General features: G+C 60.8%; 18 protein-coding genes. 11 read left to right on the forward strand and 7 right to left on the reverse strand.

What is annotated here, in order from left to right; genetic code table 11:
• The first annotated feature begins 128 nt into the window (after positions 1 to 128).
• Positions 129 to 1913, forward strand: coding sequence for an ABC transporter transmembrane domain-containing protein (locus HX792_RS06700; protein WP_176995332.1), 1785 nt, complete (start codon positions 129 to 131; stop codon positions 1911 to 1913).
• Between the two features lie 63 nt (positions 1914 to 1976).
• Here the strand turns inward: HX792_RS06700 and HX792_RS06705 are convergent, their stop codons facing one another.
• On the reverse strand, positions 1977 to 3905 hold the full coding sequence (locus HX792_RS06705; protein ID WP_176995333.1) for a transglycosylase SLT domain-containing protein: 1929 nt from the start codon (positions 3903 to 3905) through the stop codon (positions 1977 to 1979).
• A 213-nt stretch (positions 3906 to 4118) separates the two neighbouring features.
• Here HX792_RS06705 and HX792_RS06710 point away from each other — a divergent pair, with 213 nt between their 5' ends.
• Positions 4119 to 6041, forward strand: coding sequence for an ATP-binding cassette domain-containing protein (locus HX792_RS06710; protein WP_176995334.1), 1923 nt, complete (start codon positions 4119 to 4121; stop codon positions 6039 to 6041).
• A gap of 187 nt (positions 6042 to 6228) precedes the next feature.
• Here HX792_RS06710 and HX792_RS06715 read toward each other — a convergent pair whose 3' ends face one another.
• On the reverse strand, positions 6229 to 6669 hold the full coding sequence (locus HX792_RS06715) for a universal stress protein (protein WP_176995335.1): 441 nt from the start codon (positions 6667 to 6669) through the stop codon (positions 6229 to 6231).
• A 106-nt stretch (positions 6670 to 6775) separates the two neighbouring features.
• On the opposite strand from HX792_RS06715, the gene HX792_RS06720 reads away from it, so the two are divergent.
• The 7 genes from HX792_RS06720 to HX792_RS06750 all read left to right on the forward strand — a co-directional run bounded on the left by HX792_RS06720 (position 6776) and on the right by HX792_RS06750 (position 15412).
• Complete coding sequence (locus tag HX792_RS06720) at positions 6776 to 7213, forward strand: hypothetical protein (protein ID WP_176995336.1); 438 nt, start codon at positions 6776 to 6778, stop codon at positions 7211 to 7213.
• Between the two features lie 619 nt (positions 7214 to 7832).
• A complete protein-coding gene (gene fadB, locus HX792_RS06725) occupies positions 7833 to 9980 on the forward strand; it encodes a fatty acid oxidation complex subunit alpha FadB (protein ID WP_176995337.1) in 2148 nt (715 codons plus the stop codon).
• 29 nt (positions 9981 to 10009) lie between these two features.
• Positions 10010 to 11185 (forward strand): acetyl-CoA C-acyltransferase FadA, encoded by a 1176-nt coding sequence (fadA, locus tag HX792_RS06730; protein WP_016971415.1) that lies wholly within the window; start codon positions 10010 to 10012, stop codon positions 11183 to 11185.
• Between the two features lie 98 nt (positions 11186 to 11283).
• Entirely contained in the window at positions 11284 to 11520 is a 237-nt protein-coding gene (locus tag HX792_RS06735; protein ID WP_028619417.1) for a DUF1653 domain-containing protein, read from the forward strand.
• A 114-nt stretch (positions 11521 to 11634) separates the two neighbouring features.
• Positions 11635 to 14256 carry a type I DNA topoisomerase gene (gene topA, locus HX792_RS06740; RefSeq protein WP_176995338.1) on the forward strand — a complete coding sequence of 874 codons (2622 nt, stop codon included), beginning with the start codon at positions 11635 to 11637 and terminating at the stop codon, positions 14254 to 14256.
• Between the two features lie 203 nt (positions 14257 to 14459).
• Positions 14460 to 14981, forward strand: coding sequence for a DUF6586 family protein (locus HX792_RS06745; RefSeq protein ID WP_176995339.1), 522 nt, complete (start codon positions 14460 to 14462; stop codon positions 14979 to 14981).
• 197 nt (positions 14982 to 15178) lie between these two features.
• Complete coding sequence (locus HX792_RS06750) at positions 15179 to 15412, forward strand: hypothetical protein (RefSeq protein WP_176995340.1); 234 nt, start codon at positions 15179 to 15181, stop codon at positions 15410 to 15412.
• A gap of 196 nt (positions 15413 to 15608) precedes the next feature.
• Here HX792_RS06750 and sulA read toward each other — a convergent pair whose 3' ends face one another.
• On the reverse strand, positions 15609 to 16082 hold the full coding sequence (gene sulA / locus HX792_RS06755; protein WP_176995341.1) for an SOS-induced cell division inhibitor SulA: 474 nt from the start codon (positions 16080 to 16082) through the stop codon (positions 15609 to 15611).
• 10 nt (positions 16083 to 16092) lie between these two features.
• Positions 16093 to 16701, reverse strand: coding sequence for a transcriptional repressor LexA (lexA, locus tag HX792_RS06760; protein ID WP_003172575.1), 609 nt, complete (start codon positions 16699 to 16701; stop codon positions 16093 to 16095).
• Between the two features lie 263 nt (positions 16702 to 16964).
• On the opposite strand from lexA, the gene HX792_RS06765 reads away from it, so the two are divergent.
• Positions 16965 to 17672, forward strand: a complete 708-nt coding sequence (locus HX792_RS06765; protein ID WP_176995342.1) for a TetR/AcrR family transcriptional regulator — start codon at positions 16965 to 16967, stop codon at positions 17670 to 17672.
• Positions 17673 to 17826: 154 nt separating this feature from the next.
• A complete protein-coding gene (nagZ, locus tag HX792_RS06770; protein ID WP_176995343.1) occupies positions 17827 to 18837 on the forward strand; it encodes a beta-N-acetylhexosaminidase in 1011 nt (336 codons plus the stop codon).
• Between the two features lie 112 nt (positions 18838 to 18949).
• Here the strand turns inward: nagZ and HX792_RS06775 are convergent, their stop codons facing one another.
• The 3 genes from HX792_RS06775 to mfd are packed head-to-tail and all read right to left on the reverse strand — an operon-like array spanning position 18950 to position 25680.
• Positions 18950 to 21640, reverse strand: coding sequence for a DEAD/DEAH box helicase (locus tag HX792_RS06775; protein WP_176995344.1), 2691 nt, complete (start codon positions 21638 to 21640; stop codon positions 18950 to 18952).
• A 9-nt stretch (positions 21641 to 21649) separates the two neighbouring features.
• Positions 21650 to 22219: a CsiV family protein gene (locus HX792_RS06780; RefSeq protein WP_176995345.1), complete on the reverse strand. Its 570-nt coding sequence runs from the start codon at positions 22217 to 22219 to the stop codon at positions 21650 to 21652.
• A gap of 11 nt (positions 22220 to 22230) precedes the next feature.
• On the reverse strand, positions 22231 to 25680 hold the full coding sequence (gene mfd, locus HX792_RS06785) for a transcription-repair coupling factor (RefSeq protein ID WP_176995346.1): 3450 nt from the start codon (positions 25678 to 25680) through the stop codon (positions 22231 to 22233).
• Between the last annotated feature and the right edge of the window lie 185 nt (positions 25681 to 25865).

Below are 25865 nucleotides of genomic sequence, written 5' to 3' on the forward strand. Positions count from 1 at the left end.
GATACAAATTTCCAGACGGGCATTAGACCGATAGCCTCTAGGGGTCAGCATCGGCGGGCATAATTAACCTGACTCATTGTTATTTACTCAAGTTCCCCCAATGTAGGTGTACAGGTTCCTCATTGGTGATGCCCTCCATGTTCTCAGTCCGTCAACGTCGTGCGATCCGCCTGGCCAGCCGCTTCATTGCACCCTACCGCTGGCACGCGTTCGGTGCCCTGTTGGCGCTCATCGTGACGGCGGGTATTACCTTGTCCATGGGGCAGGGCATTCGCCTGTTGGTGGACCAGGGGTTCATGACCCAGTCGCCACACTTGCTCAACCAGTCCATCGGTTTGTTCATGATCCTGGTACTTGGCCTGGCCGTGGGCACGTTTGCACGGTTCTACCTGGTGTCGTGGATCGGCGAGCGGGTGGTGGCGGATATCCGACGACAGGTGTTCAACCACCTCATCTACCTACACCCGGGCTTCTATGAGAACAACCGTAGCTCGGAAATCCAGTCGCGGTTGACCACCGACACCACCCTGCTGCAATCGGTGATCGGTTCGTCGCTGTCGCTATTCTTGCGCAATGCCTTGATGGTGCTGGGGGGCATCGTGTTGCTGTTCGTCACCAACCCCAAGCTCACCAGCATTGTGGTGGTGGCGCTGCCGCTGGTGCTGGCGCCGATCCTGATCTTCGGCCGACGTGTTCGCAGCCTGTCGCGCCTGAGCCAGGACCGTATCGCCGATGTGGGCAGCTATGTGTCTGAGACCCTCGGGCAGATCAAGACCGTACAGGCCTACAACCATCAGGTGCAGGACGAGCAACGTTTCGCCGTGACGGTGGAGGACGCGTTCACCACCGCACGCAAGCGCATCGTCCAGCGCGCGTGGCTGATTACGTTGGTGATCATGCTGGTGCTGGGGGCTGTGGGCGTGATGCTGTGGGTGGGCGGCATGGACGTGATAGGCGGGCGTATTTCCGGTGGTGAGCTGGCGGCGTTCGTGTTCTATAGCCTGATTGTGGGAAGCGCCGTGGGCACGTTGAGCGAAGTGCTTGGCGAGTTGCAGCGCGCAGCTGGCGCGGCGGAGCGGATCGGCGAGCTATTGCAGTCGAGCAATGAGATCACGGCCCCGTCCACCGATACCGTGCCGCTGCCGGAGCGTGTCAGCGGCCGCATGGAGCTGCAGGACCTGCGCTTTTCCTACCCGTCACGGCCGGACAGCTACGCGATCGATGGCTTGAGCCTGACCATCAACCCGGGGGAAACCCTGGCGCTGGTCGGGCCATCCGGTGCGGGTAAATCAACGATCTTCGACCTGCTGTTGCGTTTCTACGACCCCCAGCAAGGCCGCATCCTGCTGGAAGGCCGGTCATTGACCGAGCTTGATCCGATGGACCTGCGCCGCCACTTTGCCCTGGTGTCCCAGAACCCGGCACTGTTCTACGGCAGCGTCGAAGAGAACATCCGCTACGGCAACCCGACGGCAAGCCGCGAGCACGTGGAAGCCGCCGCCCGCATCGCCCACGCCCATGATTTCATCCTGCAAATGCCCGACGGCTACCAGACCCATCTGGGGGATGGCGGCATGGGCCTGTCCGGTGGTCAGCGCCAACGCCTGGCCATTGCCCGTGCGTTGCTGGTGGATGCGCCGATCCTGCTGCTGGATGAGGCGACCAGCGCCCTCGACGCTCAGAGTGAACACCTGATCCAGCAAGCGTTGCCGCAACTGATGCAAGGGCGCACTACGCTGGTGATCGCCCATCGCCTGGCGACCGTGAAGCACGCCGACCGGATCGCAGTGATGGACCAGGGCAAGCTGGTGGCGGTGGGCACGCATCAGCAGTTGATTGCGAGCAACCCGTTGTATGCGCGGTTGGCGGCGTTGCAGTTCAGTGATGAGGTGCAAGAACCCACCTCTCACTGATTGATCACCCATAAAAAATGCCCGCATCGTTCAATGCGGGCATTTTTGTTTCTGGGTTACGCCTTATTGATCATCAAAATAGCGCTCGTGCCAATCCACCAGCGGCTGCGGCGAATTGAGCTTCTGCCCGTAGATCACCGAATAAGACAGCACGTTCTGCACGTATTGGCGGGTTTCGTCGAACGGGATGCTTTCCACCCATACGTCGAAACTCAAGTGGTCGGCACCGCGCAGCCATTGGCGCACGCGACCGGGGCCGGCGTTGTAGGCGGCGGAGGCGAGCACACGGTTGCCGTTGAACTGGCTGTGCACCTGGCTCAGGTAGGCGGCGCCGAGCTGGATGTTTTTGTCCGGGTCGAGTACCTGGGCAGGGGAGGCCAGGGGGATGCTGAACTTGCGTGCGGTTTCCTTGGCAGTGCCGGGCATCAGTTGCATCAGGCCACTGGCGCCAACGCCGGAGCGGGCGTCGTCCATGAAGGCGCTTTCCTGACGGGTGATGGCGAATACCCAGCTGGAATGCAGGCCACGCACCTTGGCTTCACGCACCAGGGTGTCGCGGTGGGCCATCGGGAAACGAATGTCCAGGTCATCCCAGTACTGCGCCTGGCTGATGGTACGGATCGCCGGGAAGTACCACTTCATGTCGTAGGCCAATTTGGCCTGGGCGACCATCTCATCGCGGTTGAAGTGACGGCTGACGTGGTACCACTCGCGGCGGCCATCCACTACTTGGCCGCGGGCGTAGAACTCCAGGGCACGACGCACACCAGGGGTGTTGCGCACCTTGTTCATCAGCGCCTGGCTCATGACCAGCGGCTTGTTGGTCAGCTGGTAGGGCGATTTGGAACGGTCGGCGGCGAGAAAGCCGTAAAAGTCCCGCTCCTTGGCCACGTTTTTGTACAGCACCAGGGCTTGTGGGTTTTTCGGTTCGGCCAGTTCCAGGCTGCGGGCCTGCCAGTAGCGCCAGCGGTTGGTGGTGGCCAGGTCCTGTGGGAGTTTGCGGGTCAGCTGGTAGGCATCTTCCCAACGGGCCAGGCGCAAGAGCAGGCGCAGGCGCCATTCGGACACGGTGTTGTCACGCAGTTCCGGGTCGTACTTGGTCATCACGTCCAAGGCGCGCGGGTCATAGCGACGGGCCAGGGTCAGGCCGATTTCTCGGGCGATCGACACTTTTTCGTCACGGGAGAAGTGCATGCTGCTGGCGTAGCCGTCGAGCAGGGCCATGGCCTTGTCCGGGTCCTGGCGTGCCAGGCGGCGCAGGCCCAGGCCCACGGCGTCAGACATGGCCTCGTTGGCCGGCAGGAAGCGTGATGGGTCGCCGAGCAGGTTGGGGTTCTGTGCTACGTCCACCATCAGGCGGCCTTGGGCGCCGAGGGTTGGCAGGGTTTTCACCAGGCTGTTGGCCAGTGCGTAGTTGCGCGCTTCGGCAGCGAGTTTGGCGCGGTCCCAGATCTTCTGTTCGGTGAGCTGGCCATCAGCGGCCCATTGACCGAAGGTGGCGTCGCAGGCGGCCGGTTGGGATTTGCCGGTAAGCCAGAGTTTTTCGGTGTTCTTGTAGCCTTCGGCTTTTAAGTTGTGGGTGAGCTGGTACTGAGCGTGAAGGCAGTCCAGTTCGACGAAATTAAGCTTGGCGTCGTAGTACTTTTCAAAGGTCTGCCAGTCGCCACGGTCGGAGAGCCAGCGCAGCCAGCGCAGCTTCATCCAGTTGGCCTGGGGCAGGTCACCGTTCTTGGCGAGGAATTGCTCGATTTCTTCGTTGCTCGCGGTTTTCAGGCGGGCGGTCAGCTCGTCATAGGCCAGGTACGGCGTGAGCGGGTAGTCGGCCAGGGCGGCGCTGTATTGCATGTACGGGCCGCTGTCGCCTTTGGCCAGGGCGCGTTTGGCTTCATCGTAATATTGACGTTGGGTGGTGAGGTCCACGGCCTGGGCGGATTGAACGGCGGTGGCGGAAAGAATCAGACAAGACAAAAAATTGAAAAGGCGACTGCGCATGAGACGTCCGTGCAGAGAAATCACGACTAGCACCGGCACCGCCGACACTGATTGCCCCTAGCTTAGCCTTTTGCCCGACGCGTGCGAAAGCTTTGCCGGCCGGTTCGTTCAGCTTGGCCAGAAATGTCCTACAGAACGTGTCGGCCATGAAAATGCCGGCCGCATCCCACCCTCAACTCAGGTAGAATGCGCGCCCAGTTTTTGGAGAAGCGTATGACCCTGCTCAAATTCAGCGATGTGTCCCTTGCTTTCGGCGCTATGCCGTTGTTGGACAAGGTGTCCTGGCAGATCGCCCGTGGTGAGCGGGTGTGCATCATCGGCCGCAACGGCACCGGCAAGTCCAGCATGATGAAGCTGGTAAAAGGCGACCAGAAGCCCGATGACGGCTCTGTGTGGCGTGCCCCGGGCCTCAAGATTGGCGAATTGCCGCAAGAATTGCCGGTGGCCGACGGACGGACCGTGTTCGACGTGGTTGCCGAAGGCCTCGACGGTGTTGGCGCCTTGCTCGCCGAATACCATCACCTGGCGCAGAACTGCGTCACCGAGGAAGACCTGGACAAGCTGATGCACGTCCAGCAAGACCTCGAAGCCCGTGACGGCTGGCGCTTGCAGCAACTGGTCGACAGCACCCTGAGCCGCCTGCAACTGCCGGCCGACAAGACCCTCGCCGAATTGTCCGGTGGCTGGCGTCGTCGCGTGCTGCTGGCCCAGGCCCTGGTGTCCGAGCCGGATTTGCTGCTGCTCGACGAACCGACCAACCACCTGGACATCGGCGCGATCGCCTGGCTGGAAGAGGCCCTCAAGGACTTCCAGGGCGCCGTGTTGTTCATCACGCACGACCGTTCCTTCCTGCAGAACCTGGCCACCCGCATCCTGGAACTGGACCGTGGCGGCCTGATCGACTGGAACGGCGACTACGCCAGCTTCCTGGTGCACAAGGAAGCGACGCTGGCGGCCGAAGAAACCGCCAACGCGCTGTTCGACAAGAAACTGGCCCAGGAAGAAGTCTGGATCCGCCAGGGCATCAAGGCCCGTCGCACCCGTAACGAAGGCCGTGTGCGTGCCTTGAAGGCCCTGCGTGTTGAGCGCAGCGAACGCCGCGAGCGTACCGGCAAGGCGAATATCCAGCTGGATACCGCCGAGAAGTCGGGCAAGCAAGTGATGGTGCTGGAAAACGTCAGCTTCCATCACCCGAACGGCCCGTTCCTGATCAAGGACTTTTCGATGGTCCTGCAGCGCGGCGACCGCATCGGCCTGCTGGGCGCCAACGGTACCGGCAAGACCACCTTGCTCAAGCTGATGCTCAGCGGCCTGCAGCCGACCAGCGGCAAGGTCGAGGAGGGCACCAAGATCGACGTGGCCTACTTCGACCAGTTGCGCCATCAGCTGGACCTGGAAAAGACCGTGATCGACAACGTCGCCGAAGGCCGCGACTTCATCGACATCGACGGTCAGAGCCGCCATGTGCTCAGCTACCTGGGCGACTTCCTGTTCAGCCCGCAGCGTGCGCGTACACCGGTGAAGGCCTTGTCGGGTGGTGAACGTGCGCGCCTGCTGCTGGCCAAGTTGTTCAGCAAGCCGGCCAACCTGCTGGTCCTCGACGAACCGACCAACGATCTCGACGTGGAAACCCTGGAACTGCTGGAAGAGGTCCTGCTGACCTTCAACGGCACCGTGCTGATGGTCAGCCACGACCGGGCATTCCTCGACAACGTGGTGACCAGCACCCTGGTCTTCGAAGGTGAAGGCAAGGTGCGTGAATACGTGGGCGGTTATCAGGACTGGCTGCGCCAGGGTGGTTCGCCGCGCTTGCTGGGCGTGACTGAGAGCAAGTCCGGCAAAGCCGACTTGAATTCGGCGGTGGTGGCGCCGGTGGCCGCTGCACCGGCTCCGGTTGCAGAAGCCGCGCCGGCGGGCAAGAAGAAGCTCAGCTACAAGCTGCAGCGCGAGCTGGAAGCCTTGCCGGGCGATATCGATGCCAAGGAACAGCAGATTGCCGCGGTAGAAGCAGAAATGGCTGATGCGGGTTTCTACCTGCGTCCGGCGGCGGAAACTGCCAAGGTGATTGCTTCCCTGGAAACGTTGAACCAGGAACTGGAAGCGCTGGTGGAGCGTTGGGCTGAGCTGGATGCCTGAGTGAGCTCAGTGCATTAAAAAAGCCCGGCGTTCATTCGTGTGAACGCCGGGCTTTTTATATGAAACGCGATCAAAAAAATGTGGGAGCTGGCTTGCCTGCGATAGCGGTCTGTCAGTCGATGCATTTGGCGACTGATACACCGCTATCGCAGGCAAGCCAGCTCCCACATTTTGATCTCGGTAGGACTTAAGGGGTTTTGACCAGCTTGACGGCCAGCACGTCGCACGGTGCGCCGTGCAGTACGTCATTGGCGGTAGAGCCCAGCAACAGCGCCAAGCCATGACGGCCGTGGCTGCCGACCACGATCAGGTCGCAAGCCTTTTCCTTGGCCAGGTGGTGGATTTCCTGGCGCGGTTGGCCGTAAGTCAGGTGGCAGTCTTCCTTTTTCAGGTGTGGGTATTTGAGGATCAAACGGTCAAGGCGCTCTTTGGCCTGGTCGAATTGTTGTTGCTGCAACTGGGAAAGGTCCATCGGCACGTCACCCCCAAAGGCCATGGCCATGGGCTCGACGATATGCACCAGCGACAGTATGGCGCCATTGGCGATTGCAGATTCCTGCGCGCGCTTGATCACTGGGTCGCACTCTTCGGTCAGGTCGACAGCGACCAGAATATGTTGGTAGGGCATGAGGCGTTCCTCCAGAGGGACTGCAATAAGTTCAGTATGGCTGCTTTCAAGCGGATGGGGTTGCGTCAGATCAAATCCGCTCATCTAGAAATTCGGGAGTACACATATGACGGTCTGGATAGTGGTGTCAATCCTTGTGGTGGTTCTGAGCCCCCTGGCATGGTTGCGCCCGTCGCGCCATCAGAGCGGGCGCATGGCCTTGCGCATGGAAGCCCGCCGCATCGGCCTGGCCATGCAATTGGCGCCCCAGGAGTGGCCACACTGGCTCAAGCAGGAGCCGCCGAGCCCGTGCGCGCAGTACTGTCGGCCACGGCGGGGTAGCACGCCGGCGATCTGGAGTTACTGGCAGTTGGAGCCGGGGGTGTGGGTCAACCAATGGCGCGAAGTCTGCGAGGACGAGAAGTTGTTGCCGCATTTTGCAACGCTGCCGGCCAACGTCTACAAGGTCGAGGCCGACAAGCAGATGATTGCCCTGTATTGGGGGGAGAAGGGCGAGGCGAGCGTGTTGAAGGACATCGATACCTTGCTCAAGGCCCTGGCCTGATATCCGACCCCGACGGCCACTGCCGACCCTGTAGGAGCCCGGCTTGCCGGCGATGACGTCCTGATGTCCTGTGCAATATTTGTGGGCCCAATCGCCGGCAAGCCGGGCTCCTACGAAGAGCGCGCCAGTCATGGCGAAACCGCGGGCAATAAAAAGCCCGACATCATCATCGGGCTGGAGTTGGCCAGGCAGGCCGGTAAATCTGTGTTTCACGCGTCGGATGTTCATCACGGCGCGCTACGGTTGCGCCTAGCCTAGCCGGATATCCCGTTCTGTACAGCCTTTTCCCACATCTTTTCCATTATTGATTTCGTGAATATTTGAATATTGACGAGGCGCGGGCCTATGGTTGGGGTTCTGAAATGACTGGAAAGTCGCGTTTTTCCTAGCCTTTGGAGCGATTGACAATTGCCCGGAATTGGATGAAGGTGGCGTACCCAAATCAAACGGGCGTATGAATTGAGCGTTTGTCTGTCAGACTGCTCATACAGAACCCCGACTATCGCATTGGCGGGTGTGCCTGGCGGATTGGCGTGAACATTGACCCAATCATCAATGTCCAACCAGAGGCCAGCGTCCAGTGTGTACTGTTCAGCTTCCATATCGTGGAGATCAGTTGATGATTTACGAAGGTAAAGCCATCACGGTTAAGGCTCTTGAAAGTGGCATCGTCGAATTGAAATTCGACCTCAAGGGTGAGTCCGTCAACAAGTTCAACCGTCTAACCCTGAACGAACTGCGTCAGGCCGTAGACACCATCAAAGCAGATGCTTCGGTCAAGGGCGTGATCGTCTCCAGCGGCAAGGACGTGTTCATCGTCGGCGCTGACATCACCGAATTCGTCGACAACTTCAAGCTCCCCGATGCCGAGCTGGTGGCTGGCAACCTCGAAGCCAACAAGATTTTCAGCGATTTCGAAGACCTCAACGTACCCACCGTCGCTGCGATCAACGGCATCGCGTTGGGCGGCGGCCTGGAAATGTGCCTGGCAGCCGACTTCCGCGTGATGTCCGCCACGGCCAAGATCGGCCTGCCTGAAGTCAAGCTGGGCATCTACCCGGGTTTCGGCGGCACCGTGCGCCTGCCGCGCCTGATCGGTGCCGACAACGCCATCGAGTGGATTGCCGCTGGCAAGGAAAACAAAGCTGAAGACGCACTGAAGGTCGGTGCCGTCGACGCTGTGGTTGCCCCGGATAAACTGGTTGAAGCCGCACTGAACCTGATCAAGGGCGCCATCAGCGGCGAATTTGACTACAAGGCCAAGCGTCAGCCGAAGCTGGAAAAACTCAAGCTTAACGCCATCGAACAAATGATGTCGTTTGAAACCGCCAAAGGTTTCGTGGCAGGCCAGGCCGGCCCGAACTACCCGGCGCCGGTTGAAGCAATCAAGACCATCCAGAAAGCCGCGAACTTCGGTCGCGACAAAGCCCTGGAAGTGGAAGCGGCTGGCTTCGTCAAACTGGCGAAAACCTCCGCAGCCCAGAGCCTGATCGGCCTGTTCCTGAACGATCAGGAGCTGAAGAAAAAGGCCAAGGCCTACGACGAAATCGCTCGCGACGTGAAACAGGCTGCCGTACTCGGCGCCGGTATCATGGGCGGCGGTATTGCCTACCAGTCGGCGTCCAAAGGCACGCCGATCCTGATGAAAGACATCAACGAGCACGGCATCGAGCAAGGCCTGGCGGAAGCCGCCAAGCTGCTGGTCGGCCGCGTGGACAAAGGTCGCATGACCGCCGCGAAGATGGCTGAAGTGCTCAACGGTATTCGTCCTACGCTGTCCTACGGCGATTTCGGCCACGTCGACCTGGTGGTCGAAGCGGTTGTCGAGAACCCGAAGGTCAAGCAGGCCGTACTGGCTGAAGTGGAAGCCCAGGTCAAAGACGACACCATCCTGGCTTCCAACACCTCGACCATTTCCATCTCGCTGCTGGCCAAGGCCCTCAAGCGCCCGGAAAACTTCGTCGGCATGCACTTTTTCAACCCGGTGCACATGATGCCGCTGGTGGAAGTGATCCGTGGCGAGAAGTCCAGCGAGCTGGCGGTTGCTACCACCGTTGCCTACGCCAAGAAAATGGGCAAGAACCCGATCGTGGTCAATGACTGCCCGGGCTTCCTGGTCAACCGCGTGCTGTTCCCGTACTTCGGCGGTTTCGCCAAGCTGGTCAGTGCCGGTGTGGACTTCGTGCGCATCGACAAGGTCATGGAAAAATTCGGCTGGCCAATGGGCCCGGCGTACCTGATGGACGTGGTCGGCATCGACACCGGTCACCATGGTCGCGACGTGATGGCTGAAGGCTTCCCGGACCGCATGAAAGACGACCGCCGCTCGGCGATCGACGCGCTGTACGAGGCCAAGCGCCTGGGCCAGAAGAACGGCAAGGGCTTCTACGCCTACGAGGCTGACAAGAAGGGCAAGCAGAAGAAAGTGGCCGACCCATCGGTTCACGAAGTACTCGCGCCTGTCATCTACGAGCAGCGTGAGGTGTCGGACGAAGACATCATCAACTGGATGATGATCGCCCTGTGCCTGGAAACCGTGCGCTGCCTGGAAGACGGCATCGTAGAAACCGCCGCCGAAGCCGATATGGGCCTGGTGTACGGTATTGGTTTCCCTCCATTCCGTGGTGGTGCGCTGCGTTACATCGATTCGATCGGTGTGGCCGAGTTCGTTGCCCTGGCTGATCAATACGCTGATTTGGGCCCGCTGTACCACCCGACCGCGAAGCTGCGTGAAATGGCCAAGAACGGCCAGAGCTTCTTCGGTTAAGCGCCCAAACGACTAGAGCGAGACTATTTATGAGCTTGAATCCAAGAGACGTCGTGATTGTGGACTTCGGTCGCACTCCGATGGGCCGCTCCAAGGGCGGCATGCACCGCAACACCCGCGCCGAAGACATGTCGGCGCACCTGATCAGCAAAGTGCTTGAGCGCAACACCAAGGTCGATCCTAACGAAGTCGAGGACGTGATCTGGGGCTGCGTCAACCAGACCCTGGAGCAGGGCTGGAACATCGCGCGCATGGCGTCGCTGATGACCCAGATCCCGCACACAGCTGCTGGCCAGACCGTCAGCCGCCTGTGCGGCTCGTCGATGAGCGCCCTGCACACCGCCGCCCAGGCGATCATGACCGGCAACGGTGATGTGTTCGTGGTCGGTGGTGTGGAGCACATGGGCCACGTCAGCATGATGCACGGCGTCGATCCTAACCCGCACATGTCGCTGTACGCGGCAAAAGCCTCGGGCATGATGGGCCTGACCGCGGAGATGCTTGGCAAGATGCACGGCATCACCCGCGAAGCCCAGGATGCGTTCGGCCTGCGTTCCCACCAGCTCGCCCACAAGGCGACCGTGGAAGGCAAGTTCAAGGATGAAATCATCCCGATGAACGGCTATGACGAGAACGGCTTCCTGAAATTGTTCGACTACGACGAAACCATTCGTCCGGACACCACCCTGGAAAGCCTGGCGGCCTTGAAGCCAGCGTTCAATCCAAAGGGCGGCACCGTGACAGCCGGTACTTCGTCGCAAATCACCGACGGTGCCTCGTGCATGATCGTGATGTCGGCGCAGCGTGCCCAGGACCTGGGTATCCAGCCGCTGGCCGTGATCCGTTCGATGGCCGTGGCGGGTGTGGACCCGGCGATCATGGGCTATGGTCCAGTACCGGCCACACAAAAAGCCTTGAAGCGCGCAGGCCTGACCATCAACGACATCGACTTCTTCGAGCTCAACGAAGCTTTCGCCGCACAGGCCCTGCCCGTGCTGAAAGATTTGAAAGTGCTCGACAAGATGAATGAGAAGGTTAACCTGCACGGCGGTGCAATTGCCCTGGGCCACCCATTCGGTTGCTCCGGTGCGCGGATTTCTGGCACTTTGCTTAACGTGATGAAGCAAAATGGCGGCAACCTCGGGGTTGCAACCATGTGCATTGGCCTCGGCCAAGGCATTTCCACCGTCTTCGAACGCGTCTAAGCGTTGGGTTGACGGAAGCCGGGGCCCAGTGCCCCGGTTTTTGTTTTTTGGCGGTTTTGTATTTTTTTTTTTAACAAATTTTGTAAGAGGGCCAGAGCATGAAAGTCGAACCAGGGCTCTACCAGCATTATAAAGGTCCGCAGTACCGTGTTTTCAGTGTGGCGCGGCATTCCGAGACCGAAGAAGAAGTGGTGTTCTACCAAGCACTGTATGGCGATTACGGCTTTTGGGTGCGCCCATTGAGCATGTTTGTGGAGACCGTCGAAGTTGACGGCGAGCAAGTCCCGCGCTTTGCTTTGGTCCAGGCCGAACCCAGTCTTTTTTCAGGGCAATAACGGCAGGTCGCGCAGAATGCTGCGCTTGACCTCACCTTGTTGCCACTATATATAGCGTTGCCGCGACAGGCGCCAACTGCCTTTCACTTCTCGAATTCAGGAATTTTCCGATCCATGGGCAAATCGCTGGTCATTGTGGAATCCCCGGCTAAGGCCAAGACCATCAACAAGTACTTGGGCAACGAGTACGTGGTGAAGTCGAGTATCGGCCATATCCGAGACCTGCCCACCAGCGGTTCGGCTAGCGCCAGCAAGGAGCCAGCCGCCAAGCGCGGCAAGGCGGCTGCGGGCGAAGGTCCGGTGCTCACCCCTAAAGAGAAAGCGCGCAAGCAGCTGGTCTCGCGCATGGGTGTGGACCCGGATCATGGCTGGAAGGCCAAGTACGAGATCCTTCCGGGCAAGGAAAAGGTCATCGAAGAGCTGCGCCGGCTCGCCAAGGATGCCGACACCATCTATCTCGCAACGGACTTGGACCGCGAAGGGGAAGCCATTGCCTGGCACCTGCGGGAAGCCATCGGCGGTGATGACAGCCGCTACAAGCGTGTGGTGTTCAACGAAATCACCAAGAAAGCCATCCAGGAAGCTTTCTCCAAGCCGGGCGAACTGGACATCGACCGTGTCAACGCCCAGCAGGCCCGTCGTTTCCTCGACCGCGTCGTGGGCTACATGGTTTCGCCGCTGCTGTGGGCCAAGATCGCCCGTGGCTTGTCGGCCGGCCGTGTGCAATCGGTTGCCGTGAAGCTGGTGGTGGAGCGTGAGCGCGAGATTCGTGCGTTCATCCCTGAAGAATACTGGGAAGTCCATGCTGACCTCGGCACCGCCAAGGGCGCCAACGTGCGCTTTGAAGTGGCCCGCGAAAAAGGCGAAGCCTTCAAGCCGCTGAACGAAGCCCAGGCCATGGCTGCGCTGGAAAAGCTCAAGGCGTCCAGCTACAGCATCGTCAAGCGCGAAGACAAACCGACCAGCAGCAAGCCGTCGGCGCCGTTCATCACCTCCACCCTGCAGCAGGCCGCGAGTAACCGCCTGGGCTTCGGCGTGAAGAAAACCATGATGATGGCCCAGCGTTTGTACGAAGCTGGCTACATCACGTATATGCGTACTGACTCCACCAACCTGTCGGTGGACGCGGTCGCGATGGCGCGTACTTATATTGAAGGCGAGTTCGGCAAGAAGTACCTGCCGGAGAGCCCGAACGTCTACAGCAGCAAGGAAGGCGCACAGGAGGCTCACGAAGCGATCCGTCCTTCCGACGCCAACACCACGCCTGCCAAGCTGAGCGGTATGGAGCGTGACGCTGAGCGCCTCTACGAGCTGATCTGGCGCCAGTTCCTGGCCTGCCAGATGCTGCCGGCGCAATACCTGTCCACCACGGTTACCGTGGCGGCCTCCGACTTCGAGCTGCGCGCCAAGGGCCGTATCCTCAAGTTCGACGGCTACACCCGCGTGATGCCGCAGATCGCCAAGCCTGGCGATGACGACGTGCTGCCGGACATGGCCCAGGGCGATGTGTTGAAGCTGATCAAGCTTGATCCGTCCCAGCACTTCACCAAGCCACCGGCGCGCTACTCGGAAGCCAGCCTGGTCAAAGAGATGGAAAAACGCGGTATCGGTCGTCCTTCGACCTATGCGGCGATCATCTCCACCATCCAGGACCGTGGCTACGTGGCGCTGCACAACCGTCGTTTCTACTCGGAAAAGATGGGCGACATCGTCACCGAGCGACTGTCCGAGAGCTTCTCCAACCTGATGGACTACGGCTTCACGGCTGGCATGGAAGAGAACCTCGATGACGTGGCTCAGGGCGAACGCGACTGGAAAAACGTACTGGACGAGTTCTACGGTGACTTCAAGAAGAAACTCGAAGTAGCCGAAAGCCCGGAAAGCGGCATGCGCGCCAACCAGCCGGTGATGACTGACATCCCGTGCCAGACCTGCGGCCGTCCGATGCAGATCCGTACCGCCTCCACTGGCGTGTTCCTCGGCTGCTCGGGCTACAGCCTGCCGCCGAAAGAGCGTTGCAAGGCCACCGTCAACCTGGTGCCGGGCGATGAAATCGCCGCCGATGACGAGGGTGAATCCGAGTCGCTGGTACTGCGTGGCAAGCACCGTTGCCCGATCTGCAGCACGGCGATGGATGCCTACCTGCTGGATGAAAAGCACAAGCTGCACATCTGCGGTAACAACCCGGACTGCAACGGCTACGAGATCGAAGAGGGCACCTACCGCATCAAGGGCTATGAAGGCCCGAGCCTGGAGTGCGACAAGTGCGGCAGCGAGATGCAGCTCAAGACCGGCCGTTTCGGCAAGTTCTTCGGTTGCACCAACCCGACGTGCAAGAACACCCGCAAGCTGCTCAAAAGCGGCGATGCGGCGCCGCCGAAGATGGACCCGGTGAAGATGCCTGAGCTCAAGTGCGAGAAGGTCAACGACACCTACATCCTGCGTGACGGTGCTTCGGGGCTGTTCCTGGCTGCCAGCCAGTTCCCGAAAAACCGCGAGACCCGTGCGCCGCTGGTGCTGGAGATCGTGCCGCACAAGGATGAGATCGATCCGAAGTACCACTTCCTGTGCGAAGCGCCGAAGAAGGATCCCGATGGTCGTCCGGCGGTGATCCGCTACAGCCGCAAGACCAAGGAGCAATACGTGCAGACCGAAGTGGACGGCAAGCCTACGGGCTGGAAAGCGTTCTACGACGGAGGCAAGTGGAAGGTCGAGGACAAGCGCCAGGGCGCTTGATCGACTAGTCTGCGAAATACAAAGGCCGCCTTCATAGGCGGCCTTTTTTTGGTGTAGAGGCGAGGGGCGCCTAGCCCTTGCTCGCGAAAATTGTTAACGATGACGTGGGAGGCCTGATACATAATGGCGCTCTCAGGTTGTTCGCGAGCAAGCTTGCTCCCGTGCCGCCAGCATCACGCCTATTCGTTGTGGAGATTGCCGTCATGGCCAACGAACTCTATACCCGTACCAATCAGAAAATTTACTTCGCGGGTTTGTCCCTGGAAGCCCTTGGCCGCGCCGAGGAAGGGAAAGAGATGAACGCCATCGCGCTGGTCCAGGCGGGGCGTGAAGCGGCCTTGTTTCACCTGTACGGCGCCTTGCTGGGCCTATGCCATGAAATCGCCGGGTTCTACCGCTTGCCTCAGGCCGGTTCGCCCCGTGCAGAGATGATCATGAATCGCGAAGTGTTGGACACGATGGCGATTCCCGAGCTGGCCGAATTGGTGGAAATGGCTCAAAGCCCTGACAGTTGGGTCGCGCGTTTGCTCAAGGCTCATGCGGATATGTTCCAGCCGCCGCGTATTCCTCATGTGCCGAAGGGCGACGTGACGCAGCCATTGATCGTCGCGGTTGCAGTGGAAGAGGAAGAGCCCAAGCCATTGAGCCGGGAAGAGCTGGAGAGCTGGCGTCAGGAATTGAAAAAGATGGCGCTGCGCTTTCGCGAAGGCCTTAACGAATGCTGATGATTGTGTAGGCGCCGGCTTGCCGGCGATGCGGACGCCTCGGTGTGTCAGGCACATCGCGCTGATGGCATCGCCGGCAAGCCAGCTCCTACGCGTCAACGACCATTCATCAAGCTGTAAAGAAACCTCTTCAGATCCTCAGCGGGGCCGGGTGGATGACTGATATAATCCCGGCCTTTCGTGGAGAACAGACTTTTATGCCGACGTCCTTTCTGGAAATTGTTGAGTTGCCTGACGGCCGAATCGAGCTGCGCCGGGCAGAGGACGAGGGTTCTCTGGTTATTCTGGATTTTTCCGAGGACGCCAAAGCGTTCCTGCAAGGCCAGCACGTGGAAGTGGCGAAAGCCATGTTGAGCGTGGGTGTGCAGATGGCCGGTCGTTTGGCCGAAGGCGAACCGGAAAAAGAAGAGGGGCCGCGGGTTCTGCACTAAACCCTGTGAAGACGCCGTCTATGATTGCGCGATTTTTGTAGTGAGCGGGCTTGCCCGCGCTGGGCTGCGAAGCAGCCCCAAACCAGGCACCGCGTAATTTCTGATATACCGCTTTAGTCAATTTAGGGCTGCTTCGCAACCCAGCGCGGGCAAGCCCGCTCACTACAGAAGCCCAGCGCAGGCTTGGCTACCCTGTTTATCCCAATCGAATATTCAAACTCTGCGCATCACCCGTGCGTGCAGCACTGATCAGCTGTTGCTTGGCCGCAGCATTCAGCGGGTTCAACCAGCTTACCACCGTGTGGCTACGCCCCAGGCGCAACGCCTCGCACGTCAATTGTTGAGCGCTCTGCGTGCCGCGGGGTTGCAGCAGCAGGATACGCTCACGATTGAGGCCTGCGTCCCGCAACCAGGCCTGGGTCAGGCTGGCCGGTGGGGCGATCAGCGTCAGCCAGCGAGCATCCTGCTCTTCGCTCAATTCACGCAGGACTGGCGCCAGCAGGCTCAGGCAGCTCCCGGCCGTACCGCGCAACGACAATTCACTGAACGCCTCAGGCTCGGCGCTCCAGGGCGCTTCGACCGTTTCCTTGAGGATGGGCGCAAGGGGTTGGGCCATGAAGGCCTCGAACAGCGACAGTTGTGTGTGTTGTGGGGTATGAACGAGCTGCATGGTGCCTCCTTTAGCGGCGAATAACGCCGACGCTCAAGCCTTCGATCACCAGGTCCTGATCTTTCAGGTTCACTTCAATCGGGGCGAACTCAGGGTTCTCGGCCAACAGCCAGACCTTGCTGCCTTCACGCTTGAAGCGCTTCACGGTGACTTCATCACCGATACGGGCAACGACGATCTGGCCATTACGGGCTTCGCGGGTGGTATGGACGGCCAGGAGGTCGCCATCGAAAATGCCCACGTCCTTCATGCTCATGCCATGGACCCGCAACAGGTAGTCGGCGCGAGGATGGAAGAAGGTCGGATTGATGTTGCATGACTCTTCGACGTGCTGTTGCGCCAGGATCGGCGCACCGGCTGCGACGCGACCGATGATCGGCAGTGTCGATTCGTCGGCCTTGGCTTCGAAACCAGGAATGCGGATACCGCGTGAAGCCCCCGGAGTCATCTCGATCGCGCCTTTGCGGGCGAGGGCCTTGAGGTGTTCCTCGGCGGCGTTGGGGGACTTGAATCCCAGTTCCAGCGCAATTTCCGCTCGTGTCGGCGGGTAGCCGTTGTCATCGAGGCAGCGCTTGATAAAAGCCAGAATCTCAGCTTGGCGTGGCGTCAGTTTTAGCATGTTGATCGCTCTGTCTTTTTATACAGTGACTGGGATTATATACAGTGAACTGCGCTTGGCAATCATCCTTTTCCAGCACTCCGCTGGACGGTCATTCGTCACCCTTCCTACAAGGCAGGGATAGCGCTGCCTACAGACCTCGATGGATGTGATTAAATAGCGATGAAATAGATGACTGCCCGGCCGGAAAACGGACCCTCAGGGTTGACAAGACACAACCTGAAACGTATGTTTCAAACAAGTGTTTGTCAGGCGGAGTAGCCATGGCCCAGTCGGAAACCGTTGAACGCATTCTCGATGCTGCCGAGCAATTGTTCGCGGAAAAAGGATTTGCTGAAACCTCATTGCGGCTGATCACCAGCAAGGCCGGGGTCAACCTCGCCGCAGTGAACTACCATTTCGGCTCGAAAAAAGCCCTGATCCAGGCGGTATTCTCGCGCTTCCTGGGGCCTTTCTGCGCCAGCCTCGACCGTGAACTGGAGCGTCGCCAGACCAAGCCCGACAACAAGCCAAGCCTGGAAGACCTGCTGGAAATGCTGGTCGAACAAGCCTTGGTGGTTCAGCCGCGCAGCGGTAACGATCTGTCGATCTTCATGCGCCTGTTGGGCCTTGCGTTCAGCCAGAGCCAGGGGCACTTGCGCCGTTATCTGGAAGACATGTACGGCAAAGTTTTCCGCCGTTACATGCTGCTGGTCAACGAAGCCGCGCCGCGTATTCCTCCGATCGAGTTGTTCTGGCGTGTGCACTTCATGCTGGGCGCCGCGGCCTTCAGTATGTCTGGTATCAAGGCGCTGCGTGCGATTGCCGAGACCGATTTCGGCGTCAACACCTCCATCGAGCAGGTCATGCGCCTGATGGTGCCGTTTCTCGCGGCTGGCATGCGTGCCGAAACCGGCGTCACCGACCCGGCCATGGCCGCCGCGCAGCTGCGCCCACGCAGCAAATCGACACCGGCTGTCGCCAAGGCGTGACCGCCCCGGGTGTGCGCGGCCGCTTGCATCCGCTAAGCTAGCTGCCCATGCCGAATTCAGCTATTTACTCGCAACCCGCGGTTCTCACTGAGCCCTCATTGTTAATGGGGTCAGGTGAGGGCAGCGGGTTGTGTGCGTTATTTAAGGAAGGTTTATGACTGCTGCCCTGCAAGGTTCATTGATGGTTGACGTTGCCGGCACCTGGCTGACGGCCGAGGATCGCCACCTGTTGCGCCAGCCGGAAGTGGGCGGGCTGATCATTTTTGCGCGCAATATCGAGCACCCGCGCCAGGTGCGGGAACTGAGCGCGGCCATTCGTGCAGTGCGTCCGGACCTGCTGTTGGCGGTCGACCAGGAAGGCGGCCGCGTGCAGCGCCTGCGTCAGGGGTTCGTGCGTCTGCCTGCCATGCGCGCACTCGCAGATAACCCCAACGCTGAATATCTGGCCGAGCAGTGTGGCTGGATCATGGCGACCGAAGTGCTGGCCGTGGGCCTGGACCTGAGTTTCGCCCCCGTGCTTGACCTGGACTACCAGCGCAGCGCCGTGGTGGGCACCCGTTCCTTTGAAGGCGACCCAGAGCGCGCAGCGCTGCTGGCTGGCGCGTTCATTCGCGGCATGAACAGCGCCGGCATGGCCGCCACCGGCAAACACTTCCCGGGCCATGGCTGGGCGGAGGCCGATTCCCACGTGGCCATCCCCAATGACGAGCGCAGCCTGGAAGAGATTCGTGCGAATGACCTGGTGCCTTTCGCACGCCTGAGCCAGCAGTTGGCGGCAGTGATGCCGGCTCACGTCATCTATCCGCAGGTTGACGCGCAGCCGGCAGGCTTCTCGCGCCGCTGGCTGCAGGACATCCTGCGTGGTGAATTGCAGTTCGACGGGGTGATTTTCAGTGATGACCTGTCGATGGCGGGGGCGCATGTGGTGGGCGACGCCGCCAGCCGCATCGAAGCGGCGCTGACAGCGGGTTGTGACATGGGGTTGGTGTGCAATGATCGCGCGGCTGCAGAACTGGCGTTGACCGCCGCCCAGCGTATGAAGGTCAAGCCATCGGCTCGAATCGCGCGGATGCGCGGCCAGGCGATGGCGTCGACGGACTACAAGCAGGATCCGCGTTGGTTGGCGGCAGTTACCGCGCTGCGTGAAGCGCAGTTGATCGGCTGAAAACTGCGGTGCGCCCATCGCAGGCAAGCCAGCTCCCACATTCGACCGCAGTTATCTTGAAGAAACGCGGTCACCTGTGGGAGCTGGCTTGCCTGCGATAGCGATCTGACAGTCAGCGCTTTTCCTGTTTGTGGGGCAACGGCGCAAACAACGCTTCAATATCCTCGTTGCCCAGCTGCCAATCCCCGGTCGTACGCCCGTCCAGTACTCCTGCCGCCAGATCGGATTTCTCCTTCTGCAGGTGCTGGATTTTCTCCTCCACCGTACCCCGGGCAATCATCTTGTAGACGAACACCGGCTTCTCCTGGCCAATGCGATACGCCCGATCAGTCGCCTGGTTTTCCGTGGCGGGGTTCCACCAGGGGTCGTAGTGGATCACCGTGTCGGCTTCGGTCAGGTTCAAGCCCACGCCGCCGGCCTTCAGGCTGATCAGAAAAATCTGCAGCTTGCCGCTCTGGAAGTCCTTCACCGGCGTGCGACGATCCCGGGTCTGGCCCGTCAGGAGTGCGTAGGCCACGCCACGTTTTTTCAGCTCGGCTTCGATCAGGCTCAGCATTGAGGTGAACTGGGAAAACAGCAGGATTCGCCGACCTTCCGCAAACAACTCCTCAAGCATTTCCATCAAGCTGTCGAGCTTGCCCGAGCTGCTGCCACGGGCGGGCAGGGTGGTATCGTTGACCAGCCGCAAGTCGCAGCACACCTGACGCAGCTTCAGCAGCGCCTCAAGAATGATGATCTGGCTGCGTGCCACGCCCTTGCGGGTGATCTCGTCGCGCACCTTCTTGTCCATGGCCAGGCGCATGGTTTCGTACACATCACGTTGGGCTTCGTTGAGGTCGACCCAATGGATGATTTCGGTCTTGGGCGGCAGCTCGGTGGCCACTTGTTCCTTGGTGCGGCGCAACAGGAACGGCTTGATCCGACCGTTCAGGTGCTGCAATCGCACATCACTGGCGCGTTTTTCAATCGGCACACGGTAATCGCGGTTGAAGCTTTTCACGTCGCCCAGCCAGCCGGGCAGCAGGAAGTGAAACAGCGACCACAACTCACCCAGGTGGTTTTCCAGCGGTGTACCACTGAGGCACAAACGCTGCCGCGCATTCAGCTCACGCGCCGCCTGGGCTGCCTTACTCGACGGGTTCTTGATGTACTGGGCCTCATCAAGGATCAGCACGTGCAAGGGCAGGGCAGCGAGCTGTTCGATGTCCTTGGGCAGCAGCGCGTAGGTGGTCAACAGCAGGTCGTAATCCTGCAGGTTGGCGAAATGTTTCTTACGCCCGGCGCCATACAACGCCAGCACCTTGAGTTGCGGGGTGAAGTGCGCTGCTTCGTCGAGCCAATTGGGAATCAGGCTGGTAGGCATCACCACCATGCAAGGACGGTCGAGGCGCCCAGTGGCTTTCTCCGTGAGAATATGCGCCAGGGTCTGCAGGGTTTTACCCAAGCCCATGTCGTCTGCGAGAATCCCGCCAACGTCCAACTGGCGCAGTGACTGCATCCAGCTCAAGCCTTCCAGCTGGTAGGGGCGCAAGGTGGCGTTCAAGCCTTCGGGCGCCACGCAGGTGAAGTCCCTGATATCCCGCAGGCGCTGGGCAAAGTTGCGGATCTTCTCGCCGCCTTCCCATTGCAGGGGCAGGTCTTCCAGCGGGTTCAACCGGATCGCGTCGGCCTTGGCCAGTCGCAAAGCCGTCGTACCCGATTCCTGCAGGTAAAACTCGCCGAGGGTGGCCAGCACCGGTTTCAGGCGGCCATAGGGCAACGCGACCTGTATCGGGCCGTGACCATTTGGCAGGCCCGGGATGTTCACCAGGATCAGCTCGTCATCGCGGCGTCGCGCCAGTTTCTCCGGGTTGAGGATCTCGGTGTGGGAGCGCATCAGGTTCAGCAGGATCGGCAACAGGCTCAGCCGCTCGCCGTTGACGATGATCCCCAGTTCCAGGTCGAACCAGTCGCGCTCCGGCCCGTCATCGACCGTGGCGTACCAGTCATCGACGGCGCTCAGGTCGAAACCGAAGTCCTCATCGATCTGCAGCTCCCAACCTTCGGCGCGTAAACCCGGCGAGGCGTTGAGCGTGAAGTTCAGCCAGGCACTGTCATTGACCATCTCGAACAGCTCGCCTGCGCTTTCCGGCAGGGCTTTGCTCTGGCGCGTAGCGATCTTGAACCCCAGCAGGCGCAGCTGTTCGCGATAGGGTTGTTCCAGTTCGGGATGGCGCTTGATGCGCAGGCTCTGGGTTTCCTGGCGCACGATGATGTCGGCATTTTTCTGCCCGCTGACATAGTTGCCCAGGTAGTTGAAGGACAGCGCCGCTCGGTGCTGGATATAGCGCTGCATCTTGCCGTTGCGCGGCTCAAACGCGCTGAACTCCACGCTGGCCATCCACAGGCGCGGCACGGGGAGCACATCTTCCATCACCACTTGTGGCAATACCACGCGGTTATCCAGCACCGCCTGGAGTTTCTCCAGCAGCTCGGCATCCTGGGCGGCGGCTGGATAGGCCAGGGTTTCCTGGACCTTGAGCAGCACCGCGGCGATGTGTTTGCAGTTGGTGTGCACCGGGCAGGTACAGCGGCTGTCCACCAGAATCAAGGTGCCCTTGGCCGACTCGCGCAGTGAGATGGTCTGCCGATACACGTTGCCACCCGAGCCTTCGCAGCTGGCGACGATGGTGCTGTCACCGGACTCGACGATGCGCACCCGGTTTTCCAGGGCATAGCGCCGGCCACGCTCAAGGCTTTGCTCTTTAAAGCGATTGGCCCACGAAGGGGCCAGGGGTTTGGTCAAGGACGACGTCAGGGGCATGGTGCTGGATCAGTCCTGGATGTCGGGCGGTGGTGCGCTGGGCGGTTTGGCGGTGAGCGAAGTGATCTTGATCAGCAGCGCCAGGTGGCCGCCGTCCAGGTAATTGAGTTGGTTGTTCTTGGTACGCACGTCTTTCTGGCTCAGGTGTTCGCTGGCGACCACGCTGCCGTTGCTGTCGAACTGGTTGATCCAGAAGTCGGCATCAATATCGGTAAAGCGGCCCAGTTGCAGGCTCAACACCCCTTCGAGCGGGAACTGGCCGAACTGCTCCGTGCCGTCGGTGATCGCGACCTTCACCGGCTGGTCGCCCAGGTTCTGTTCCCAGGCCTTGTGCGCCAGCACGGTATAGCTGTTGTCGGCACTGAGCTTGTCGACAATGTTGTTCAGGCGCGGCGGGCTCATTTTATCGGTGCCCAGGCGCGCTGCACCGGCATCCCAGTTTTCCGGCGCGGCACGGCTGTTGATCACCGGCTCTGCGTTCTGGCGCACCAGGATCATTTCCACCTGGTACGGGCTGTCGGCAAAGGCCGCCGGCGCCACGACCACCAACAACAGGCTCAACATGCGGAACAGGCGCATTGGGGCGTCCTTCAAGCAGATTTCGGGATGAGGCGCTCGAACAGCGCCTCCAATGTATTAAAGCGTTCTTCGGCGCGTTCCATCGGCACCATGAACTTGAACAGCGTAGCCCCTTCGAACTTGTAGCGGTTGGGCTGGCCCTGGATCAGCTTGATCAGCACCAGTGGGTCCACCGGTGTCTGCGCTTCGAATTCGATGCGCCCGCCTTGCGGCCCGGCGTCGACTTTCTTGATGCCAAGCTGCTCGGCCTGCAATTTGAGCAGGGTCAGGCGCACCAGGTTCTTGGTCGGTTCCGGCAACAGGCCGAAACGGTCGATCATTTCCACCTGCAGGTCCTTGAGGCCTTCTTCGTCGGTGGCCGAGGCGATGCGCTTGTACAGGATCAACCGCGCATGCACGTCCGGCAGGTAGTCTTCAGGGATCAGCGCGGGCAGGCGCAGGTTGATTTCCGGACCGCCACCCAGCGGTTGATCGAGGTTCGGTTGCTCGCCCTTGCGGATGGCTTTCACCGCGCGCTCAAGCATTTCCATATAAAGGGTGAACCCCACCGCCTGGATCTGCCCGCTCTGGCCGTCGCCCAGCAGTTCGCCGGCACCCCGGATCTCCAGGTCGTTGGTGGCCAGCACAAAGCCGGCGCCCAGGTCCTGGGTGTTGGCGATGGCTTCCAGGCGTTTCTCGGCGTCGCCGGTGATCTGTTGGCGCGGCGGCGTCAGCAGGTAGGCGTAGGCCTGGTGGTGACTGCGCCCGACGCGGCCACGCAGCTGATGAAGTTGTGCCAGGCCGAACTTGTCGGCGCGCTCGATGATGATGGTGTTGGCGCTCGGCACGTCGATGCCGGTCTCGATGATGGTCGAGGCGATCAGCACGTTGAAGCGCTTGTGGTAGAAGTCGCTCATCACCTGCTCGAGTTCGCGCTCGCGCATCTGCCCGTGGCCAATGGCGATACGCGCCTCCGGCACCAGCTCAGCAAGGTCGGCGGCGCATTTCTCGATGGTCTTCACGTCGTTGTGCAGGTAATACACCTGGCCGCCGCGCAGCAATTCGCGCAGCAGCGCTTCCTTGACCGTGCTCTTGTTCTGCTCCATCACAAAGGTGCGCACCGAGAGACGTCGCGCGGGCGGCGTGGCGATGATCGACAGGTCGCGCATGCCCGACACTGCCATGTTCAGCGTGCGCGGAATCGGCGTAGCGGTGAGGGTCAGGATGTCGACTTCGCTGCGCAGGGCCTTGAGCTGTTCCTTCTGGCGCACGCCAAAACGGTGCTCTTCGTCGATGATCACCAGGCCCAGGTTCTTGATCTTCACATCATCGGACAGCAGCTTGTGCGTGCCGATCACGATGTCGATCTTGCCTTCGGCCAAATCAGCGACGGCAGCATTCACTTCCTTGGCCGACTTGAAGCGGCTCATCACCTCCACGGTCACCGGCCAGTCGGCAAAGCGGTCGCGGAAACTGTTGTAGTGCTGCTGGGCGAGCAGGGTGGTGGGCACCAGGATCGCCACCTGCTTGCCACCGTGTACCGCAATGAAGGCCGCGCGCATGGCCACTTCGGTCTTCCCGAAGCCCACGTCGCCGCACACCAGGCGGTCCATCGGCTTGGGCGCGAGCATGTCGGCGCGCACCGCTTCAATGGTGGTTTGCTGGTCCGGGGTTTCTTCGAAGGCAAACCCTGCGCTGAAGGTGGCGTAGTCGGCCTTCGGGTCGGCGAACGCATAACCTTCGCGGGCGGCGCGGCGTGCGTAGATGTCGAGCAGTTCGGCGGCCACATCGCGCACCTGTTCGGCGGCCTTGCGCTTGGCTTTCTGCCAGGTCTCGGAGCCCAGGCGGTGCAACGGCGCCAGCGCGTCGTCGCTGCCGGTGTAGCGCGCAATCAAATGCAGGTTGGCCACCGGCACATAGAGCTTGGCGCCCTCGGCGTATTCCATGGTGAGGAATTCGGCGGCCTGGTTGTCGATCTCCAGGGTCTGCAGGCCCAGGTAGCGGCCCACGCCGTGGTCGATGTGCACCACCGGCGCGCCTTCGCGCAGCTCGGTGAGGTTCTTGATCACCGCGTCGTTGTTGGCGTCGGCGCGTTTTTCGCGGCGACGTCGCTGCATCACGCGCTGGCCGAACAACGGGCTCTCGGCGATCAAGGCCAGGGCCGGGTCGTCCAGCAGCAAGCCTTCATCCAGCGGCGCGATGGTGATCGCCAGGCGGTCTTTGCTTTTTACAAAGTCGGGCCAGCTGTCGACGGTTTTCGGCCGCAGCTTCAGGCGTTCGAGCAATTCCAGCAGCACTTCGCGGCGGCCGGCGGATTCGGCGGTGAACAGCACGCGGCCAGGGAAGTCACCGAGGAAATTGGACAGCGCTTCCAGCGGCTGGTTGGCCTTGGCCTGGATGGCCAGGTCCGGCAGCGTTTGCGCGGGGAAGCGCTCGCGGCCGGCGCCACTTTCCACGTCCTGCTGACTGGCGACCACGCGCGGCCAGCTTTTCAGGCGGGCGAAGCAGTCTTCTACCGGTAGGAACAGCTCGGCCGGCGGCAATAAAGGGCGGGACGGATCGACACGGCGCTCTTCATAGCGGTTGCGCACGTCGTTCCAGAAGTTTTCCGCCGCCTGTTCGATGCCCGGCAGCGAGAACACCTGGGTGTCCTGGGGCAGGTAATCGAAGAGGGTGGAGGTTTCGTCGAAGAACAGCGGCAAGTAGTACTCGATACCGGCTGGTGTAATCCCGCTGCTTAAATCCTGGAAGATCGGGCAGCGACGGAAGTCCACGTCGAAACGTTCACGAAAGCGCGCCTTGAAGCGGGTGACCGCGTCTTTTTGCAGCGGGAATTCCCGCGCCGGCAGCAGCTTGACCGACTCCACCTTGTCGATGGAGCGTTGGTTCTCGGGGTCGAAGGTGCGCAGGGTCTCGATTTCGTCATCGAACAGGTCGATGCGGTAGGGCAGTTTGCTGCCCATCGGGAACAGGTCGATCAGCGCCCCACGCACGGCGAACTCACCGTGTTCGTACACCGTGTCGACGCAGCGGTAACCACTGGCTTCCAGGCGCGTGCGCATCTGCTCGACGTCCAGCTTCTGGCCGACGTCCAGCACCAGGCTGCTGCCCAGCAGGAACTTGGTCGGCGCCAGGCGGTGAAGCGCGGTGGTGATCGGCACCACCAGCACGCCGTGGGCCAGTTCCGGCAGGCGGTACAGGCTGGCGATGCGCTGGGAAATGATGTCCTGGTGCGGCGAGAACAGATCGTAGGGCAGGGTTTCCCAGTCGGGGAAATGCAGCACCGGCAAATCGGGGGCGAAGAAGCTCAGCTCCTGCTCCAGCCGTTCGGCGCTTTGGCTGTCGGCGGTGAGCAGCAGGGTAAAGCGCTTGGCTGCGCTGGCAGCCTCGGCAATGGCCAGGCTCAGGGCGGCACCGGGCAGGTTGCCCCAGTGCTGTTTGCCTGCCGCAGCAGGGAGAAGCGGTAGACGCAGGACGGGCACGGAAGGTTGAGCTCCAAGCGTTGCGACAAAGTCGGTAATTGTAACGGTCCGAGGCGCCGTCTGTCAGTTGCTGACTGAGCCTATTACGGTTTGTAGGAAATGTAGTGGCTAAGACAAACAATGCTGGGTTTTGACTCAATATGTAGTGTCAAAAAGCACGAGGTTTTCGGAGGGTTACGGACAAG

The organism is Pseudomonas sp. B6002 (assembly GCF_013385985.1).
Lineage (GTDB): Bacteria > Pseudomonadota > Gammaproteobacteria > Pseudomonadales > Pseudomonadaceae > Aquipseudomonas.

Coding starts and splice junctions, on each gene's coding strand:
- HX792_RS06710 (WP_176995334.1), top strand. CDS start 4,119: ATGACCCTGCTCAAATTCAGCGATGTGTCCCTTGCTTTCGGCGCTATG.
- sulA (WP_176995341.1), bottom strand. CDS start 16,082: ATGCAGCTCGTTCATACCCCACAACACACACAACTGTCGCTGTTCGAG.
- lexA (WP_003172575.1), bottom strand. CDS start 16,701: ATGCTAAAACTGACGCCACGCCAAGCTGAGATTCTGGCTTTTATCAAG.
- fadA (WP_016971415.1), top strand. CDS start 10,010: ATGAGCTTGAATCCAAGAGACGTCGTGATTGTGGACTTCGGTCGCACT.
- HX792_RS06720 (WP_176995336.1), top strand. CDS start 6,776: ATGACGGTCTGGATAGTGGTGTCAATCCTTGTGGTGGTTCTGAGCCCC.
- HX792_RS06775 (WP_176995344.1), bottom strand. CDS start 21,640: ATGCCCCTGACGTCGTCCTTGACCAAACCCCTGGCCCCTTCGTGGGCC.
- HX792_RS06715 (WP_176995335.1), bottom strand. CDS start 6,669: ATGCCCTACCAACATATTCTGGTCGCTGTCGACCTGACCGAAGAGTGC.
- HX792_RS06745 (WP_176995339.1), top strand. CDS start 14,460: ATGGCCAACGAACTCTATACCCGTACCAATCAGAAAATTTACTTCGCG.
- HX792_RS06765 (WP_176995342.1), top strand. CDS start 16,965: ATGGCCCAGTCGGAAACCGTTGAACGCATTCTCGATGCTGCCGAGCAA.
- nagZ (WP_176995343.1), top strand. CDS start 17,827: ATGACTGCTGCCCTGCAAGGTTCATTGATGGTTGACGTTGCCGGCACC.
- HX792_RS06705 (WP_176995333.1), bottom strand. CDS start 3,905: ATGCGCAGTCGCCTTTTCAATTTTTTGTCTTGTCTGATTCTTTCCGCC.
- HX792_RS06780 (WP_176995345.1), bottom strand. CDS start 22,219: ATGCGCCTGTTCCGCATGTTGAGCCTGTTGTTGGTGGTCGTGGCGCCG.
- HX792_RS06735 (WP_028619417.1), top strand. CDS start 11,284: ATGAAAGTCGAACCAGGGCTCTACCAGCATTATAAAGGTCCGCAGTAC.
- topA (WP_176995338.1), top strand. CDS start 11,635: ATGGGCAAATCGCTGGTCATTGTGGAATCCCCGGCTAAGGCCAAGACC.
- HX792_RS06700 (WP_176995332.1), top strand. CDS start 129: ATGCCCTCCATGTTCTCAGTCCGTCAACGTCGTGCGATCCGCCTGGCC.
- fadB (WP_176995337.1), top strand. CDS start 7,833: ATGATTTACGAAGGTAAAGCCATCACGGTTAAGGCTCTTGAAAGTGGC.
- HX792_RS06750 (WP_176995340.1), top strand. CDS start 15,179: ATGCCGACGTCCTTTCTGGAAATTGTTGAGTTGCCTGACGGCCGAATC.